Source organism: Paenibacillus sp. JCM 18996 (assembly GCF_055392555.1).
Window position 1 is genome coordinate 2,883,625 of sequence record NZ_AP043884.1, and the last position, 15,931, is coordinate 2,899,555.

The 15,931-nt window shown below is 50.6% G+C and carries 18 protein-coding genes and 1 pseudogene; 7 read left to right on the plus strand and 12 right to left on the minus strand.

The genetic code is table 11. The features are described 5' to 3' along the window. Nucleotides 1–14: 14 nt before the first annotated feature. The 3 genes and pseudogenes from ACZ5N7_RS14180 (at nucleotide 15) to ACZ5N7_RS14190 (ending at nucleotide 902) form a co-directional block, all read left to right on the plus strand. Nucleotides 15–272 (plus strand): helix-turn-helix domain-containing protein, encoded by a 258-nt coding sequence (locus ACZ5N7_RS14180; protein WP_464659283.1) that lies wholly within the window; start codon nucleotides 15–17, stop codon nucleotides 270–272. After that, nucleotides 253–675: pseudogene (locus ACZ5N7_RS14185) on the plus strand (amino acid kinase family protein); the annotation flags it as partial. The gene ACZ5N7_RS14180 and the pseudogene ACZ5N7_RS14185, both read left to right, overlap by 20 nt. A gap of 62 nt (nucleotides 676–737) precedes the next feature. Further along, complete coding sequence (locus ACZ5N7_RS14190) at nucleotides 738–902, plus strand: hypothetical protein (RefSeq protein WP_464655034.1); 165 nt, start codon at nucleotides 738–740, stop codon at nucleotides 900–902. 180 nt (nucleotides 903–1,082) lie between these two features. Here the strand turns inward: ACZ5N7_RS14190 and ACZ5N7_RS14195 are convergent, their stop codons facing one another. Further along, nucleotides 1,083–1,319, minus strand: a complete 237-nt coding sequence (locus ACZ5N7_RS14195) for a hypothetical protein (RefSeq protein WP_464655035.1) — start codon at nucleotides 1,317–1,319, stop codon at nucleotides 1,083–1,085. 465 nt (nucleotides 1,320–1,784) lie between these two features. Here ACZ5N7_RS14195 and ACZ5N7_RS14200 point away from each other — a divergent pair, with 465 nt between their 5' ends. After that, nucleotides 1,785–3,992, plus strand: coding sequence for a transglycosylase domain-containing protein (locus ACZ5N7_RS14200; protein ID WP_464655036.1), 2,208 nt, complete (start codon nucleotides 1,785–1,787; stop codon nucleotides 3,990–3,992). Between the two features lie 60 nt (nucleotides 3,993–4,052). Here the strand turns inward: ACZ5N7_RS14200 and ACZ5N7_RS14205 are convergent, their stop codons facing one another. Beyond that, nucleotides 4,053–4,361 carry a hypothetical protein gene (locus tag ACZ5N7_RS14205; protein ID WP_464655037.1) on the minus strand — a complete coding sequence of 103 codons (309 nt, stop codon included), beginning with the start codon at nucleotides 4,359–4,361 and terminating at the stop codon, nucleotides 4,053–4,055. Nucleotides 4,362–4,385: 24 nt separating this feature from the next. Then, complete coding sequence (locus ACZ5N7_RS14210) at nucleotides 4,386–5,219, minus strand: aldo/keto reductase (protein ID WP_464655038.1); 834 nt, start codon at nucleotides 5,217–5,219, stop codon at nucleotides 4,386–4,388. 153 nt (nucleotides 5,220–5,372) lie between these two features. Between ACZ5N7_RS14210 and ACZ5N7_RS14215 the strand changes: the two genes are divergently transcribed. Both ACZ5N7_RS14215 and ACZ5N7_RS14220 read left to right on the plus strand, forming a co-directional pair. Further along, complete coding sequence (locus ACZ5N7_RS14215) at nucleotides 5,373–5,735, plus strand: hypothetical protein (protein ID WP_464655039.1); 363 nt, start codon at nucleotides 5,373–5,375, stop codon at nucleotides 5,733–5,735. A 244-nt stretch (nucleotides 5,736–5,979) separates the two neighbouring features. After that, the gene (locus tag ACZ5N7_RS14220; protein ID WP_464655041.1) at nucleotides 5,980–7,461 is read left to right on the plus strand and encodes a phospholipase D family protein; all 1,482 of its coding nucleotides are present in this window, start codon (nucleotides 5,980–5,982) and stop codon (nucleotides 7,459–7,461) included. A gap of 31 nt (nucleotides 7,462–7,492) precedes the next feature. On the opposite strand, the gene ACZ5N7_RS14225 is transcribed toward ACZ5N7_RS14220, so the two are convergent. Continuing rightward, on the minus strand, nucleotides 7,493–8,371 hold the full coding sequence (locus ACZ5N7_RS14225) for an ROK family protein (RefSeq protein ID WP_464655042.1): 879 nt from the start codon (nucleotides 8,369–8,371) through the stop codon (nucleotides 7,493–7,495). A 143-nt stretch (nucleotides 8,372–8,514) separates the two neighbouring features. On the opposite strand from ACZ5N7_RS14225, the gene ACZ5N7_RS14230 reads away from it, so the two are divergent. Next, nucleotides 8,515–9,132 (plus strand): TetR/AcrR family transcriptional regulator, encoded by a 618-nt coding sequence (locus tag ACZ5N7_RS14230; protein ID WP_464655044.1) that lies wholly within the window; start codon nucleotides 8,515–8,517, stop codon nucleotides 9,130–9,132. A gap of 78 nt (nucleotides 9,133–9,210) precedes the next feature. On the opposite strand, the gene ACZ5N7_RS14235 is transcribed toward ACZ5N7_RS14230, so the two are convergent. The 8 genes from ACZ5N7_RS14235 to ACZ5N7_RS14270 all read right to left on the minus strand — a co-directional run bounded on the left by ACZ5N7_RS14235 (nucleotide 9,211) and on the right by ACZ5N7_RS14270 (nucleotide 15,817). Then, a complete protein-coding gene (locus ACZ5N7_RS14235; RefSeq protein ID WP_464655045.1) occupies nucleotides 9,211–9,732 on the minus strand; it encodes a CcdC family protein in 522 nt (173 codons plus the stop codon). A gap of 87 nt (nucleotides 9,733–9,819) precedes the next feature. After that, nucleotides 9,820–10,134: a cytochrome o ubiquinol oxidase subunit IV gene (cyoD, locus tag ACZ5N7_RS14240; RefSeq protein ID WP_464655046.1), complete on the minus strand. Its 315-nt coding sequence runs from the start codon at nucleotides 10,132–10,134 to the stop codon at nucleotides 9,820–9,822. Between the two features lies 1 nt (nucleotide 10,135). Then, entirely contained in the window at nucleotides 10,136–10,738 is a 603-nt protein-coding gene (gene cyoC, locus ACZ5N7_RS14245; RefSeq protein ID WP_464655048.1) for a cytochrome o ubiquinol oxidase subunit III, read from the minus strand. After that, nucleotides 10,738–12,714, minus strand: a complete 1,977-nt coding sequence (locus ACZ5N7_RS14250) for a cbb3-type cytochrome c oxidase subunit I (RefSeq protein ID WP_464655049.1) — start codon at nucleotides 12,712–12,714, stop codon at nucleotides 10,738–10,740. Before ACZ5N7_RS14250 ends, cyoC begins: the two co-directional genes overlap by 1 nt. 18 nt (nucleotides 12,715–12,732) lie before the next feature. Next, nucleotides 12,733–13,686, minus strand: a complete 954-nt coding sequence (locus ACZ5N7_RS14255; protein ID WP_464659284.1) for a ubiquinol oxidase subunit II — start codon at nucleotides 13,684–13,686, stop codon at nucleotides 12,733–12,735. A 354-nt stretch (nucleotides 13,687–14,040) separates the two neighbouring features. Beyond that, nucleotides 14,041–14,259: a hypothetical protein gene (locus tag ACZ5N7_RS14260; RefSeq protein WP_464655051.1), complete on the minus strand. Its 219-nt coding sequence runs from the start codon at nucleotides 14,257–14,259 to the stop codon at nucleotides 14,041–14,043. A gap of 166 nt (nucleotides 14,260–14,425) precedes the next feature. Continuing rightward, the gene (pdaA, locus tag ACZ5N7_RS14265) at nucleotides 14,426–15,208 is read right to left on the minus strand and encodes a delta-lactam-biosynthetic de-N-acetylase (protein WP_464655052.1); all 783 of its coding nucleotides are present in this window, start codon (nucleotides 15,206–15,208) and stop codon (nucleotides 14,426–14,428) included. Nucleotides 15,209–15,301: 93 nt separating this feature from the next. Beyond that, nucleotides 15,302–15,817, minus strand: a complete 516-nt coding sequence (locus tag ACZ5N7_RS14270) for a DUF2179 domain-containing protein (protein ID WP_464655053.1) — start codon at nucleotides 15,815–15,817, stop codon at nucleotides 15,302–15,304. Between the last annotated feature and the right edge of the window lie 114 nt (nucleotides 15,818–15,931).

The following is a 15,931-nucleotide window of genomic DNA, read 5'->3' on the forward strand; positions in this document are numbered from 1 at the left end:
TCACGATGGAAATGATGGCGGAAAATCTCGGCTATAACCGCGCTTACTTGTCCAAGCTGTTCAAGGAGCATACCGGAATCACTCCGGTCACTTTTCTGCTACGGCTGCGGCTCGACAATGCACGTCGGATGCTGCGTGAACGGCTGGAGCTGACCGTGGAGCAGATCGCATTCTCAGTCGGCTTCCGCGACCCGCTGTATTTTTCGAAGCAGTTCCGCAAAATGTACGGCCGCTCTCCCACCGATTACCGGAATTCGATTAAGAACCTTTGAAGGAAAATGCGAAATGTACAAAGGCTACATCGTCATTTTCGCCGGCGGCAACGGCCAGCCTAACGTAACCACCGACTATCCTTCCGTCCAGCGCGCGTTGTAAGTGAACAGCGATGCCATCCTTGTGGCCAAACAGGGGGTTGACGGGGTATATGACGGCGATCCGAAGCACAATCCTCAAGCGAAAAAATATGTGTCTTTGCCCTACGACGAGGTGATCAAGAGTGATCTGAAAATTATGGACCAATCCGCCTTCATCCTGGCGAGAGAATATAAGCTGTCTCTGCACGTCTTCAACTTTGACAAGGCAGGGTCCATGAGCCAAATCTGCGAGGGTGAGGATATCGGGATATTGATCAGCGGCGTGGCAAGAGTGGAATTCGAAGGGCCTAGTGACGAATAATAAAAAGCCCTCTTTTGGCCCACCTTATAGAAGAGTCGCAACGAAAGGAGACCGCCAAAATCATGCCAGAAAACAAAACGCACGACTACAATTACACCGGCACAGGGAACATGAATGCGGAGAACCAGGACATGGAGTTGAATTTCCTGGCGAACGCCATAGGAGCAGCAGTATTAGCGGATTCGAAGGGCGTTATTCCGCATATCGTTCACTCTCAGGAGGAATAACGGACTTGCAAGTCTCTATTCTGTTCAATAGTATCGGAGGAAGCCGGCAACTCAAAGAATAAGGACTTCGAACGGCGTTATCAGGTTAAAAAGTATAAAAAGGACCAAGATAACGCCTCGAAAATCCGCTATATTTGGAGACAGCGGGGGTAACCAGCAGGTTTCGCGTTTGCACTCCTTTTATATCAGACCGCGCAGATAATCAACCGAACGTTTCGTATCCTCGGTCATCGAACGGAGGGGCTGCAAACCGCCGGGGTGCCACAGTTCCAGCGCCAGCCATCCTTCATAGCCGGCGGCTGCGGCGGTCCGCAGGATGGCGGCTATGTCGACTTCGCCTTCCAGCAGGTCCTCCGTCGACATCTTTCCGGTTAACGACACGCTTGAAGAAGCAATGGACACGAACGCACTGGTCAATTACGACGAAACGGCTAAAGCGGGTAAAAATAATAAAGAATAGTGATAAGTCATCCTTGTGTGATTGGGCGCTGCGAGCGCCTAACAGCAGCGGCATGCCGCACGCGAGGATGGTTTTTTCCTCCAATAAAGCATTTCTCCCCTTCTCTCCATTTTCATAATACTAAATTTCCATAACATCTATACGAAACCGCTTTCTGTTTCAGGAATTTCGCCTAAAACGCATCGGCTGCTGACGGAGTTTGTTTTTCAGGCTCAACCACTTGATTATTCCAATCAAATCCCGTTTAAAAAGGTAAAAAACCATTTCTCCGCATTTATCTGAGGTAAGTCCGCCTTTTACAAAACAGGCGCGAAGCCGCAGGCTTTGGCTGCCTCTCCCTACACATACGGCGAAATCGGTGCGAATACTATACATATAGCTTTTAACAAACAGAGATAGAGAGTTAAGGGGATGAAGAAGGCATGCAGCCTACATGGAAAAGTGAGATTTTTAATTTGCATCCAAAAAGCCCGGCCGACGCCGAACCGCCCAAGGAACCGTCGCCCTCGAAAAAAGCAAAGATCCGCCGGTGGAAGGCACGGCACTTATGGTTTGCGCTTGTCGTCGTTGTGGGAATGGGGGTTCTGGCCTCGCTGGGAATGGCATGGGTATGGGTAAAATCCCTCGATATCGGGAAATTGAGCAAGCCGCTGCCTGCGCCGTCCTATGTCTATGACCGGAGCGGTGCGAAGGCGTCGCAGCTGTCCAGCTCAACCTTGGAGCCCGTGAAGCTGGAGCAAATCTCGAAGCATATGAAGAATGCGATCATCGCGGTGGAAGACCGGCGGTTTTACACGCATTCCGGAGTCGATCTGGTGTCGATCTCGCGAGCTTTGTACAGGGATTTACGTATGGGCAGCTTTGCTGAAGGAGGAAGCACCATTACGCAGCAGCTCGCCAAGAATATGTTCCTGCCAACCGATAAATCGTTAGGACGCAAAATGACGGAAGCCGGATACGCCTATAAAATCAACAGCACCTTTACAAAGGACCAGATTCTGGAGCTGTATTTGAATCAAATTTATTTCGGAGAAGGCGCGTATGGGGTACAGGGAGCGAGCAAGCATTATTTTAATAAAAACGCAGCCGACCTGTCCATCGAAGAAGCGGCTCTGCTGGCGGGCCTGCCTAAAGCGCCTTCCGCGAACAATCCTGTGAAGAACAAGACGGCGGCTTTGGACAGAAGAAATGTGGTGCTCGCACTCATGAAGGAGCAGAATTATATTACCGACGAAGAGTACAAATTGGCGCTGGCAGCGCCTATCGCTCTGGCAACCGAGAAGCCCGACGACCTCAAAGGGAAGAACCCGGCCTACGTGGATTATGTGATTGATGAGGCGACCAAGGTTTACGGCTTTACCGAGCAGCAGATTACAACAGGAGGTCTGCAACTATACACCGAGCTGAATCCGGCCGTGCAGGCGGCTGTGGATGAAGTATACGCCAATAACGACTTCTTCCCGACCAGTCAGCCCGACCAGCTGATCCAGAGCGGCGCCGTCGTATTGAACCATTATACCGGCGGAATCCAGGCGATTGCAGGAAGCCGCAAGAACAGCGCAGCCAGAGGCTTTAATCATGCTACGGAGCTGGCGAATCAGCCTGGATCCGCATTCAAGCCTATAGCGGTGTACGCCCCGGCTTTGGAAAAAGGATACACCCCTAATTCCATACTCTACGACGGGCCTCTCGATATCAATGGGTATAAACCGCAGAATTGGGACCGACAATACCGAGGCCAGGTGACCATGCAGGATGCGATTATGAACTCCTGGAACATTCCTGCAGTTTGGCTGTTGAATGAGATTGGCATTACGACCGGCATGGATTTTACGACAAAGTTGGGGATCCCTTTAACCAAGGACGACCGTAAGCTCGGTATAGCCTTGGGCGGTTTATCGAAAGGCGTTTCCCCGTTGCAGATGGCGCAGGCGTTTTCCGCTTTTGCCAATCAGGGATCTATGTTCAAGGCCCATGCCATTACCAAAATCACCACTGCGGACGGCAAAGTATTGGCCGAAGCCAAGCCCTCCCCCACACAGGTGATGAGCGCCCAGAACGCTTATACCATGACACAATTGCTGCAAAATGCTGTTATGAACGGGACCGGCCATAATGCCTTGCTGGACCGTCCTGTCGCCGGGAAGACCGGTACGACCCAGCTGCCGGCCACAAAGGAATTTGCCGACATCGGCAACAACGGAACCAAAGACGCCTGGTTTGTCGGGTACACACCGGAGCTCACCGCAGCGATCTGGCTGGGCTACGACAAAACGGATAAGAACCATTACCTGACCACTTCCGGCGGCGCGGCTCCGGCGGTGCTGTTCCGCGAAATTATGGTCAGGGCGTTGAAAGGCACCACGCCTATGCCGTTCAATGTGCCTCAAGGCTATGTGAACCCGTTCCAGCAGGCTCAGTCCCAACCTGCCGATCAACCTCCCGCAGAGACTGCCGCGCAGCTGCCGCCGCCTCAACAGCCGACAGTGCAGCAGCCGAGACCGAAACGGGATAAACAGCAGGATATGAGGGATCAAGTCAATAAATGGCTGGAGCAGCAGCGTAAACAAAACAAATATGACCATGGCCGCGGGAACGGGCGTGGACAAGGCGATGAACAAGACGATTGAACTACAGGAACCCGCTTTTCCTCGGAGGGAGAGCGGGTTCTTTTTTACAGCTGAACAGTATTAGTAGCGGGGACTTCTTCTCATAGCCAGAATCGTCACAATGGAAATGATAATCCCGATTATTCTCGGTATGTACCCCAAGGCCGGAATAAAGCCCAGCAGACCCATAACCAGATTGACCGCCGTGAAAGTTACCGTTCCGTTGCGGTTGACGATACCAAGCACCATGCTGATGAAAATGCAGGGAATGACCCAGCCGGAAGTCCAGAGATAAACAAAGGGGATCAAAGACAGCACATAGCCCGCGGCAATACAAAGTTCAACGATCGCCTGCACGCCGTTCAGAAGCTTTGACGTTTCCGCTCTCATTTTGCACCACCTCTTCCTTCAAATTTAGAAATCAAAATTGTCCGGGTCGGCGCCCACCCGCCTGTCCTGGTTCAATTCATCCACACGCGCCATGTCCTCCGCCGAAAGCTCGAAGTCGAAAATGTCGGCATTTTCGCGGATGCGGGACTCTGTCACCGATTTGGGAATGGTTACGACGCCGTTCTGCAGGTCCCAGCGAAGAATGACCTGTGCCGCGGATTTGTTGTATTTTTGCCCGATTTCGATCAGGGTCGAATGGTTGATTAATTCTTTACCCTGCATAAGCGGACTCCAGGCTTCCAGCTGAATCGAATTCGCTTTACAGAAGCTTAGCAGCTCTTTCTGCGCAAGCCTCGGATGATACTCCACCTGATTGACCGCCGGTACGATCTCACTGTTGCTCATCAGGTCCTGAAGATGGTGAATTTGGAAGTTGCTCACTCCGATCGCGCGGACACGTCCGTCTTTGTACAGCTTCTCCAGAGCTTTCCAGGTCTCGTTGTACTTGCCTTTTACCGGCCAATGGATGAGGTAGAGATCCACGTAATCCATGCCCAATCTCTCAAGGCTTTCATCATAAGCTTTCAAAGCGCTTTCATATCCTTGATCAGAGTTCCATACCTTTGTAGTTACGAACAGCTCGTCCCGCGTAATGCCCGATTCTTTGATCGCCTCGCCCACTCCGGACTCATTCTTGTATACAGCAGCCGTGTCGATGCTTCGATACCCGGCCTCAATAGCCGCTTTCACCGCGCGTTTTACTTCTTCCCCATCCTCCGCTTTCCAAACTCCTAGACCCAGCCACGGCATCTTAATTCCGTTATTGAGTTCCGTCGTCGCCTGAATGCTGTTTACCATATGTAACTCCTCCCAATTCTATATATAATAAAATCCATTACAGGGACATCATACCATACAAAAGGCACAGTAATAAAACCGCAGGAACGAAGGATTCTGACCGGGCGAAAAAGGTTAAATAAAAGAACAAAAACCGAAAGGAGCTGCGGAATAATGCTCGTAAGAACTTACAGCCAAATTCTAGGTGTTGTCTTCGTGGCTTTGGGACTGTTCAGCTTCTACGCGCCGTTCCGGGATACGATGCAGCTGGCCACGGTACACGGCCTGGTTTACTTCATCACGGGAATGGCGGCACTCACAGCCTGCACAAGATCTTTCCACAGCACGATGTGCTGCCGGATGATCGGCGTCGTTTATCTGCTGCTGGGCCTCGCCGGACTGTTTTCCAGCCAACTGATGGGAGTCATGAGTGTAACTCCGATTCTCACCGTCATCCATTTAGTCGTGGGGATTTCCGCCTCGGCGCTGGGATTTTTGCATGAAGATACGATTGACAGGAACACCCCCGCCGTATGACGGGCATTACTTGGGCGGCTCCGGGCCGCTCTTTTCTATTTGGCAGGCAGGTGTTACTTTCTTGCATGATCAGGCAGGCTCTTCATACTTGATCCGCGCGAGCTGCTGTCGACCACAATCGACGCAGGCCAGCAAGCGGTGCCGCTGCGCTTTCTTTCTGAATTCTGCCACTATTTGCATGCTTCAAACCCGTTCATTTGGTTTTATTACTGTCATACTATTTCGCTTGATTGGGGTCCCAGCCATGAAACCTAATGCCGCAAATCCGCTATACCCGATAAAGAAAGTACATAACCGCCGGCGGCGCCATCTCAGGGTCCAGGCTGTTCTCGTCATTGTAATCCTGTGGCTGGCCGCCGTGATGCTGTATCAGACGCAGAAGCCGCTCCCGGCCGGAGTTTCTTTTGAAGGAAAGGTCCACCACGTGCAGGATGTCGACTTTCTTTGGGATTTATCCTATAAAAAGCCGGACGGTTCGCAGACCTACGACCAGAGGATCTTCGACCATGTATATCAAGCGATCGGCTCCGCGCAAAAATTTGTGGTAGTGGACATGTTTCTGTTCAACGGATATTACGATAAAAACAAATCTTTCCCCCCTCTAAGCGAAACGCTGGCGCAGAAACTGATCGACCGCAAGAAGCAGGTGCCTGGGCTGCAGGTCATCGTTCTGTCCGACGAGGTCAACACCTCTTATGGCTCTCATCCGGCCCGCGAGTTGGAAAAGCTCAAAGCGGCGGGCATCCCCTGCCTTATTACACCCACGGATCAGCTGAGAGACTCCACTCCGTTCTATTCCGCGGTATGGCGTACTTTCCTGCAGTGGTTCGGCCAAACGGGCAAAGGGTGGATTCCGAACCCGATGGCGAACACCGCTCCTCCCATGACGCTGCGCTCTTATCTGGAGCTGTTCAATGTAAAGGCCAACCACCGCAAAGCCGTAATCACGGAGAACACCGCCATTGTCATGTCCGCCAATGCGCACGATGCCAGCTTTTATAACTCCAATATCGGTTTTGAAGTAAAAGGAAGCGCCCTGATAGAGGACTCGCTGACTGCAGAGCAGGCGGTGTCCGATCTGGCTGGGGGACCGAAGCTGCCCGAGTACAAGAGCGACGGTAGGGAATCGGGGGACACTGGCGTACAGCTGTTAACGGAAGGCAAAATTTACAGCCATCTGCTGGATACTATAAAAGCGAGCAAGCCCGGCGATACGATATGGATGGGGATGTTCTACCTGGCCGACCGTTCGGTGATAAGGGAGCTGCTGCAGGCGGCCGAAAGAGGCGTGAAAATTAACCTGATCCTGGACCCCAACCAGAACGCGTTCGGCCAGGATAAAATCGGCATCCCCAACCGCCCGGTGGCGAGGGAGCTGATGGAGAAATCGAATGGCCGCATCGAAATCCGCTGGTATAACACACTGAAAGAGCAGTATCATACCAAACTGTTAATGGTGACCAATGCCACGCAATCCGTTATTCTGGGCGGTTCCGCGAATTTTACTCCCAGAAATCTGGACGATCTGAATCTGGAAAATAATCTGCTTGTCACCGCGCCTTCCGGCAGCCGGGTGGCCCAGGAGACGGGCGCCTATTTCCGCAGGCTGTGGAGCAACGACGGGGCGCAGTATACGCTCGATTATCCGGCTTACGAGGACAAGATGGTTCCTGTCAAGAGAGTACTGTACCGGCTGCAAGGGCTGCTGGGCTTTACTACGTTCTAGCGTCCAATCGGATAACGCCTATAACATGAGATTATTTAGACAAAGCTTTTTTCGCCAGCATCAACGCTCCGCACAGGCCTGCGTTATCGCCTAGCCCCGGCGGTACGATATACCGGTCTATCCCCGACAGGATTTCTTCTTTTTGCACATAGCCGTTTAACGACTCCTGCACCTTTTGCCTGATGAGCGGGAACAGCTGGGCCTGCTGCATTACGCCGCCGCCCATAATGATCCTCTTGGGGGACAGGATATAAATGAACTGCACTGCCGCTTGAGCCAGATAATGCGCTTCCACCTCCCAAACCCGGCCTTCCGCGACCAGTTCGGCCCCCTTCCTGCCCCATCTCTTCTCGATTGCCGGACCGGCCGCCATACCCTCAAGGCAGCCTCCATGAAACGGACACGCTCCCGCAAACTCATCCTCCGGATGCTTAATCACCGAAATGTGGCCCATCTCCGGATGAAGCAGTCCGTGCAGCAGATTGCCTTCCACCACCGCTCCTGCCCCGATCCCGGTTCCTATGGTAACGTATACACAGCTGTCCAGCCCTTTAGCCGCTCCCCATTCCGCTTCGCCAAGCGCCGCCGCGTTGACATCCGTATCGAAGCCCGCCGGTACCTCAAAATGCCGCTTTATCCCGCCCAGCAGATCATAACCGCTCCAGCCAGGTTTGGGCGTTGAGGTGATATAGCCGTAAGTGGGACTCGAAGGGTCCAAATCTACAGGGCCGAAGGTGCCGATCCCCATCGCTTCTATGTTATGGCCTTTGAAGAAATCGATGACCTCGGAGACGGTCTCTTCAGGGCGCCTTGTCTCGAAGCTGGCTCTTTCCATAATCTCTCCGTTTTCATTGCCGATGCCGCATACGAATTTTGTCCCGCCGGCTTCAATCGCTCCCAATTTTAACATCAAGCTTCCTCCCAAGGCAGTTGATAGATTAGTGACTATGTTCAAGATACTCGAACGGTTGCTTTTTTTCAATAGATGTTTCCATGGCAGCAGAGCGTTTTGTTTTGGTTATTCATCCCGTTGTTTCGTAAAGGAGAAGCCGTATGACCAATTCCGAACCGGATGGCAAAATGCGTATCCTTCTCGCCGCCAAGAAGCTTTTTGCCCATCAGGACTTTGATGCAACAAGCGTGCGCCAAATCTGTGAGGAGGCCGAAGCGAATGTAGCGCTGGTCTCTTATCACTTTGGCGGCAAGGAAAAGGTTTTTAACGCGCTGTATGACACTTTTTTCCCAACGAGCCGTATCTCGCTATATGAAGACATCCTGACAGATCCCGTCCGCGGTGTCGCTTTGGTAATCCGGGAGGTGATCCGCTTTCGCGATCTGGATCCCGAAATGGCGGCCATTACCGTTCGTGAAATCGTCACGCAGAGCCCGCGGGGCGAGCAATTGAAAGAGCACACCGTGCCTCTGTGGCAGAGGCTGCGTCAAATGCTGGAGGAAGGCAGAAAGAAAGGTTTCTTCCATTACGAATCTGCGGAACTTGCCACGATGTTTGTTATGGGTGCTGTGCTGTTTCCCGCGGAATCCGCAGTGACGAGAGCGCTGCTTAGCGGAACTACAATTCCTACCGATGTCAAAGTCGCGGAGATCACTCGCTTTGTTTTTAGCGGACTTGGCGCCCCGGACCTTATACCGGTGAAAATTGAAAGCGACTAGAGAAAGGCTGACTTGTTCATTCCGGTCTTCAGCCATGCTTGTCGCAGTAATTCAGTTGCACAAAAAAATCGAGGCCTCTCAAGGCCTCGATTCGTTATTTTTCAGGGGAATCCCCTGTTCCTTGCATCGCTTTATCAACAGCTTATATTCCCGCAGCATGGCGAGCCTCCACGGCACCAGCATGCCGAACGCGAGGATGAAGAAGATACCGCCCGTCTGCATAATGCTCACATATTGCTCCACCAGATCATGCAGCACAATTCGAAGCATGAGCAGCAGGAATATAAACACAATAAACATCTTGGAACGCTTCAGGTAGATCTCACCGTCCACTACATGGAACCTGGATGCCCGTATCAGCGGATAGGAGAACAGCAAGGCTCCCGCCACAAAAGCGATCATCCCCCAAGTCCAGGGTATTCGCGCAGCCGGAACGATAAACATCCCGAACCCCGTAGCCATGCCGAGCGGAGGGATAATGATTTTTTTCAAAGTTGTCGGCTTGTCCGATGAGCGCATCCGGAACGCAATAACGGTTAAACCGCCGATCAGCGAGATGACGATGGAAGCGAAGTGTGAAAGCGAGAGGCTGTTCACCATTTCTCCCTCCTCTGTTCAGTGTAATGTTCCGTAATCCATTTTACACCAAAAGACGTATCACTACCAACCGACGGTTCCGCCGCATAATTATTGCACAGTCGAGTTAAATGTCATAATCCAAACCGAACCGGCTACGATCGTAAAGACGATGACGACACCAAGAATCAATGCCATCACGTTGTATCTTGGCTTGTCGCCTTCCTTAATATGCATGAAGAAGAATAACTGAACAAGGAACTGCAGTACTGCCGCCACAAGCAAAGAAGAAATCAGCGGCAATCCTCTGATGCCGGTGTTGACCACCAGAACCAGCGGAATGATGGTCAATACGATGGAAAGAATGAATCCGATCGTATACGATTTGAAAGATCCATGGCTTTCGTGTGCTTCATGTTGTGACATGCTACATCACCCCCAACAGGTAGACGACGGTGAACAGGAAGATCCAAATCACGTCAAGAAAGTGCCAGTACAGCGTAACGTTAAACATTTTTCTCTCGGTAATCGCATTAATTCCCCGGCGGTTAATCTGGATCATGATCGCGATCATCCACACTAATCCCAACGAAACGTGAAGACCGTGTGTACCTACCAGAGTGAAGAAGGCCGACCAGTATGCGCTGGTGGAAATGGACGCTCCTTCTCCCACCAAGTGTACAAACTCGTTTATTTCGAGACCGATGAACGCTAATCCCAACAAAGCCGTAACGATCAGCCATCCGATCAGCGCTTTTACTTTACCTTTGTGCATAGCGAGTGACGCCAATCCGCTTGTATAGGAGCTTGTGAGCAGAATGAAAGTTTCCGCCATAAACATCGGAATTTCAAACAGCTCTTTGCCCACGGGGCCGCCTGCGGTATGAGAGCGCAGAACGACAAAGGTCGCAAACAAGGAACCGAACAGAACGCAGTCCGTTACGAGGAAGATCCAGAAGCCCAGCTTCTTCAGGGCTTCCTGCTCCCCATGATGATCATGATGATCATGATGTGCCGCAGCATGTGCCATTATCGAACCCTCCCTATCGCAGCTTCAGCTTCCGTGCGCTCAATTTCATCAACAGGGATGTAGTAATCGGTATCGTATTGGAAGGATCTCGCCAGCAGACAAGCGCCGACTCCAATAAATCCGATGATGCCCATCCACACCCATCCGAAGGTTAACCCGAAACCTACAAGGAACCAAAACGCCGACATGATGAACGGAATACCCGAATTTTTCGGCATATGAATCGGCTCCAGATGAACGGCCTGTTTCTTGGAAGGAGCTTTCTCCATTCTCTCCTTCGCTCTCCAGAAAGCGTCCTGCTCACTGGCATCAGGCACAACGGCAAAGTTGTACAAAGGAGCCGGAGAAGGAATCGACCATTCCAGGGTGCGTCCGTTCCATGGATCGCCTGTAGTGTCTTTCTCCCCCATTTTGATACTGTAAGCAATTTGCCATACTTGGAAAATGAACCCGATACCCATCAAAAACGCACCGATAGTGGAAACGAAGTTAGCCGGAGCCCAGCCTGTGTCCCAACCGTAAGTGTACACTCTGCGAGTCATTCCCATGAAGCCTAAAGCATACTGAGGCATAAAACATACATAGAAGCCGATATTCCACAGCCAGAACGCCCATTGGCCCAGACGTTCGTTGAGCTTGAATCCGAACATTTTTGGCCACCAGTAGTAAATCCCTGCCAGGTAGCCGAACACTACGCCCCCGATCAGCACTTGGTGGAAGTGGGCGATCAGGAAGTAACTGTTATGGTATTGGTAGTCCGCAGGAGCAACTGCAAGCATGACCCCTGTTGCACCGCCAACGACAAAGCAAGGGATAAAGCCCAGAGTCCACAGCATAGGCTGCTTTATCTGAATCCGCCCGCGGAACATCGTAAACAGCCAGTTGAAAATCTTAACCCCTGTCGGAATCCCGATCAGCATCGTCGAGACGGCGAAGAACGCGTTGACGTCTGCACCCGCACCCATAGTGAAGAAGTGATGGACCCAAACAAAGAAGGATAATACAGCGATTAGCATCATGGAGAATACCATGGATTTGTAGCCGAAAATTGATTTTTTGGAGAAGGTGGCCACGATTTCAGAGAAAATACCGAAGGCCGGAATGATCACGATATAGACCTCGGGATGGCCCCACATCCAGATCAAGTTGACATACATCATTGGGTTTCCGCCCAGGTCCGTCGTAAAGAAATGGGCTCCGAAGAACCGGTCGATGAACAAGAGAGCCAAGGTTACGGTTAGAATCGGGAACGCGAAAATAATCATAATTGAGCTGGAAAGAACCGACCAGGAGAACAGCGGCATTTTCATCAATTTCATGCCGGGTGCTCTCATTTTCAGGATCGTTACCAGGAAGTTGATCCCGGTCGCCAAGCTGCCGATTCCTGAGATCTGAATTCCCCAGATATAGAAGTTCTGTCCAACCCCCGGACTACCATACAATTCCGATAAAGGCGGATAGGACAACCATCCTGCGTCGGGAGATCCCCCGATTACAAAGGACAGGTTCAACAGCATCGCTCCAAACATAAACAGCCAGAAGCTCATTGCGTTCAGGAACGGGTAAGCTACGTCGCGTGCTCCAAGCTGCAGCGGAACGACGATGTTAAACAAGGCGAACATCATTGGCATCGCCATGAACAGAATCATGATCGTACCGTGGGTGGTGAATACCGCGTTATAGTGATCCGCATGCAGGAACTGCACATTAGGCAGCGCCAGCTGCAAACGCATCATGATGGCGTCGACGCCGCCGCGGAAAAGCATAAGCAACGAGGCGATCAAGTACATAATTCCGATCTTCTTATGGTCGACGGTTGTGATCCATTCCCGCCACAGCCAGTTCCATTTCTTGAAATAAGTAAGAATGAAGACGATGGCTACCGAAGTTAAGCCGATCGCCACATCCGCTCCATAAATGAGCGGGTCGCCGGTAACGAAGAATGTAGAAGCGAATGCTTTAATCTTATCTAACAAAAGGGGTCCCTCCTCTCTCTATTGCTTCATATGAGACATATCGTGCTGCTTCATGTTTGACATATCGTGCTGGTTCGTATTTTGCTTCTTGCTGTCGCCGTTCTCAGGCGCCGGCACTACGTTAAAAGGATTGTCTTTGGCCGGCCCGTTGACCTTCCGGTCTTCATTCGTCGCATGATGGTGTTCTCCGCCGCCGTTCTTATTTACGATATATTCAAACAGCCCGTCAGGGTAGGAAGAATACGTCGCTTTATCGGCAGTCCCTTTTTGAGCTAAAGTATTATAGCCTTCCTGGGTAAGAGCAGGCGATGATTGCTTAGCCTGTTTGGCCCATGCATCGAATTCGTCCTGAGATTTCGCAACGACCTTAAACTGCATATGGGCGAAGCCGGATCCGGAGAAGTTGGCTCCCTTACCATCATATTCGCCAGGGTGGTCCGCCTGCAGCCAAAGCTGCATCGCCATACCCGGCATCGTATATTCCTGTCCTGCCAGCTGAGGAACCCAGAAGGAGTTCATCGGCGCGTCGGAGGTAAGGACGAATTCCACAGGCTTGCCTGTAGGAATTTCCACATAGTTGACGGTGGCAATCTTCTGGTCGGGATAAGTAAACAGCCATTTCCAGTCGAGCGAAGTCACCTCGATCTTGATCGGCGTCGTGTCCTTGACAGGCGGCTTGACCAGCGCGTAAGTATCTCTTACGGTAAAGAATCCGAGAACTGCAATGATAATGATCGGAATCCCCCACCATATAGTTTCAAGTGTCTTGCTGTCATCCCATTCCGGAGTATACGGCGCTTTGTTGTCCGGAGTATCCCGGTAACGGTATACTATATAAATAAGAAGAATAATGACAGGAATTACAACAACGGCACACAAAATAATCGATAAAATAATCAATCGGGCTTGAGTCTCCGCAACCGGCCCCTTCGGGTTAAAAACTACATATTTACTGTCGCATCCGGCAAGCATTAGCGTAGTGAACGCAGCCAGGACGGCCAGGTAGATACGAGCGAGCTTCCCCTTGTTACTCCCCACCACTTGTCATCTCCTCTCTAGCAACCTTGCATAAATGTTATCAATAAAATACCAGCTACATCATCATAAAGCATTTTCAGTGATTTTTTACACGCCAAAATGAAAATTCGAAAAGTCGTATCATTTCTGTTGAAAAGTATTCATAAGATTTTCACTAGTTGATCATATCTTTGTTGAAATATGGTGCTTTTACGAACTATTGCTATTTTAAGCACAAAAAAACCTCTCAGGAAACTTTCGTTTCTTAAGAGGTTTTAATCATCTCATCGAATTCTCACACGATTATCGTCACAATCTCTCGCGGTTGTTTACATGCAGCAGCTGGAAAACCGAGCTCATGATAAAAATTCCCATCCCTGCGATCAGGAAGCCCATTCCGACCATCAAATTCATATTCTCCGTTGTGAAATCCGCCGCATTAAATATAATCAACAAAATTCCGGTTATATTGGCGATCCAGGAAAAAACCTGCAGCAGTTGAACGGCTCTGAGTTCTTTTTCACCCATGGTTGTTAGCCCCTTTGCTATGTAATGTTTACTCTTTCTTTATATTACCACATTTGTTCTCAAAATGTTCATAAGTTGGTCAAATCTTAGACAAATTTTTTTTTCAAAAAAACAGACTCTCCGGCTCAAATGAACCTACAGAATCTGTTAGTGTTCTCTCGCGGTTTCAATAGCTTTTCGTTTGCATTTGATCGAGACTTTTGAACTCATAGCCCATCTTTCTCGCATCATCGATAATGGAAGCCAACGCCTCGGCATTATCCCTGGACACCGAATGCAGCAGAACCACCGCGCCGGGATGAAGTTGGCCCATCACATGGTTGTGCGCGTACGATGCGCCCCTCTGGACCTTGGTATCCCAGTCTTTGTAGGCGATCGACCAGAATACGCTCGTGTACCCGCATTCCTTGGAGACGGCCAGCATCCTGTCGCTAAAAATGCCTCTTGGCGGGCGCAGAAACCGCATTTCTTTTTGTCCCGTCAGTGCGGCCACTTCCGTCTTGACCTGGTCCAGTTCTTCACGTATCCTGGCGTCGGAAATCTGCGACATATCCGGGTGGCTCCAGGTATGGTTCCCGACCAAATGCCCCTCCGCGGCCATGCGCCTCACAAGCTCCGGCTGGTCCTTGATATAGTGGCCTGTAATGAAGAAAGCGGCAGGTACCTTTTTATCCCTAAGCACGTCGAGTATCTTCACCGTATAGCCGTTCTCATACCCGTTGTCAAATGTAAGGTACAGCTCCTTGCGGGACGTATCCCCCAGAAAAATGGCCCCGTGCTGCCGAAGGATGCCTTTGAACCCCTCTTCATCTATGGAAGCGGGCTTATGGTTTTTGCTTTTCTTGAATCCAAAATGAAATGGCGATTCTGCCAATGCCGGCGCAGCGTCTATCATGAACAACGAGACGATGATCAGCACAACGGCGCTAAGTGTGGTTAAACGCTTCAAAGTTCGAATCCCCCCTTCTTCAAATGAAGCTGACAGGGGTAATATGCCATGAAAACCGTAAACTTATGTGCTCGATTCGATCAATACTCCAGGTTATCTTTTAATGACACCTGTCCAAAATCCCCCGTGGAAATGCTTGGGTTCGAGTGTAATGACGAATGCTTTGGGGTCGAGAGAAAGAATCGTATGGTACAATTGCGCCTGATTCTTTCTTTTCGCCAAAATCTCCATCACCAACCGGTCTCCGTCCCGGCCGCTGCCGATCCAGGCCGTCACTCCATAACCCTTGGAACGAAGAACACTCTCCATTTTCCCGTCCGCCTTGTTGCAGATGACCTTCAGGGTAATGTACCCGAGAGCCAGCTTTTCCTCTATCCATGAGCCTGTCAGTATGCCCAAGCCATATCCAGCCGCATATACGGTAATACTGGCCACATGATTCAAATATTGGAGCACCAGATTAAGACCGAATACGTAAACTGTAATTTCGATTGTACTGATTAAAGCAGCGATGTATTTTTGCCCTTTCAACGTAAGAATCATCCTCAAAGTAAAGGCGGAAACATAAACAATTTGAATGAAAAAGATTAAAAGCAGAATTTTTGCCATAATCCTTGCCCCCTTCACTGGTTGCAGTCTCTGGTGCGTTTCGTTACGTTCATCCAAAAGAGGGCTAAAAGAAAAAAGGCCGGTTAGCCCCCTATACGTGGAGAATACCAAACC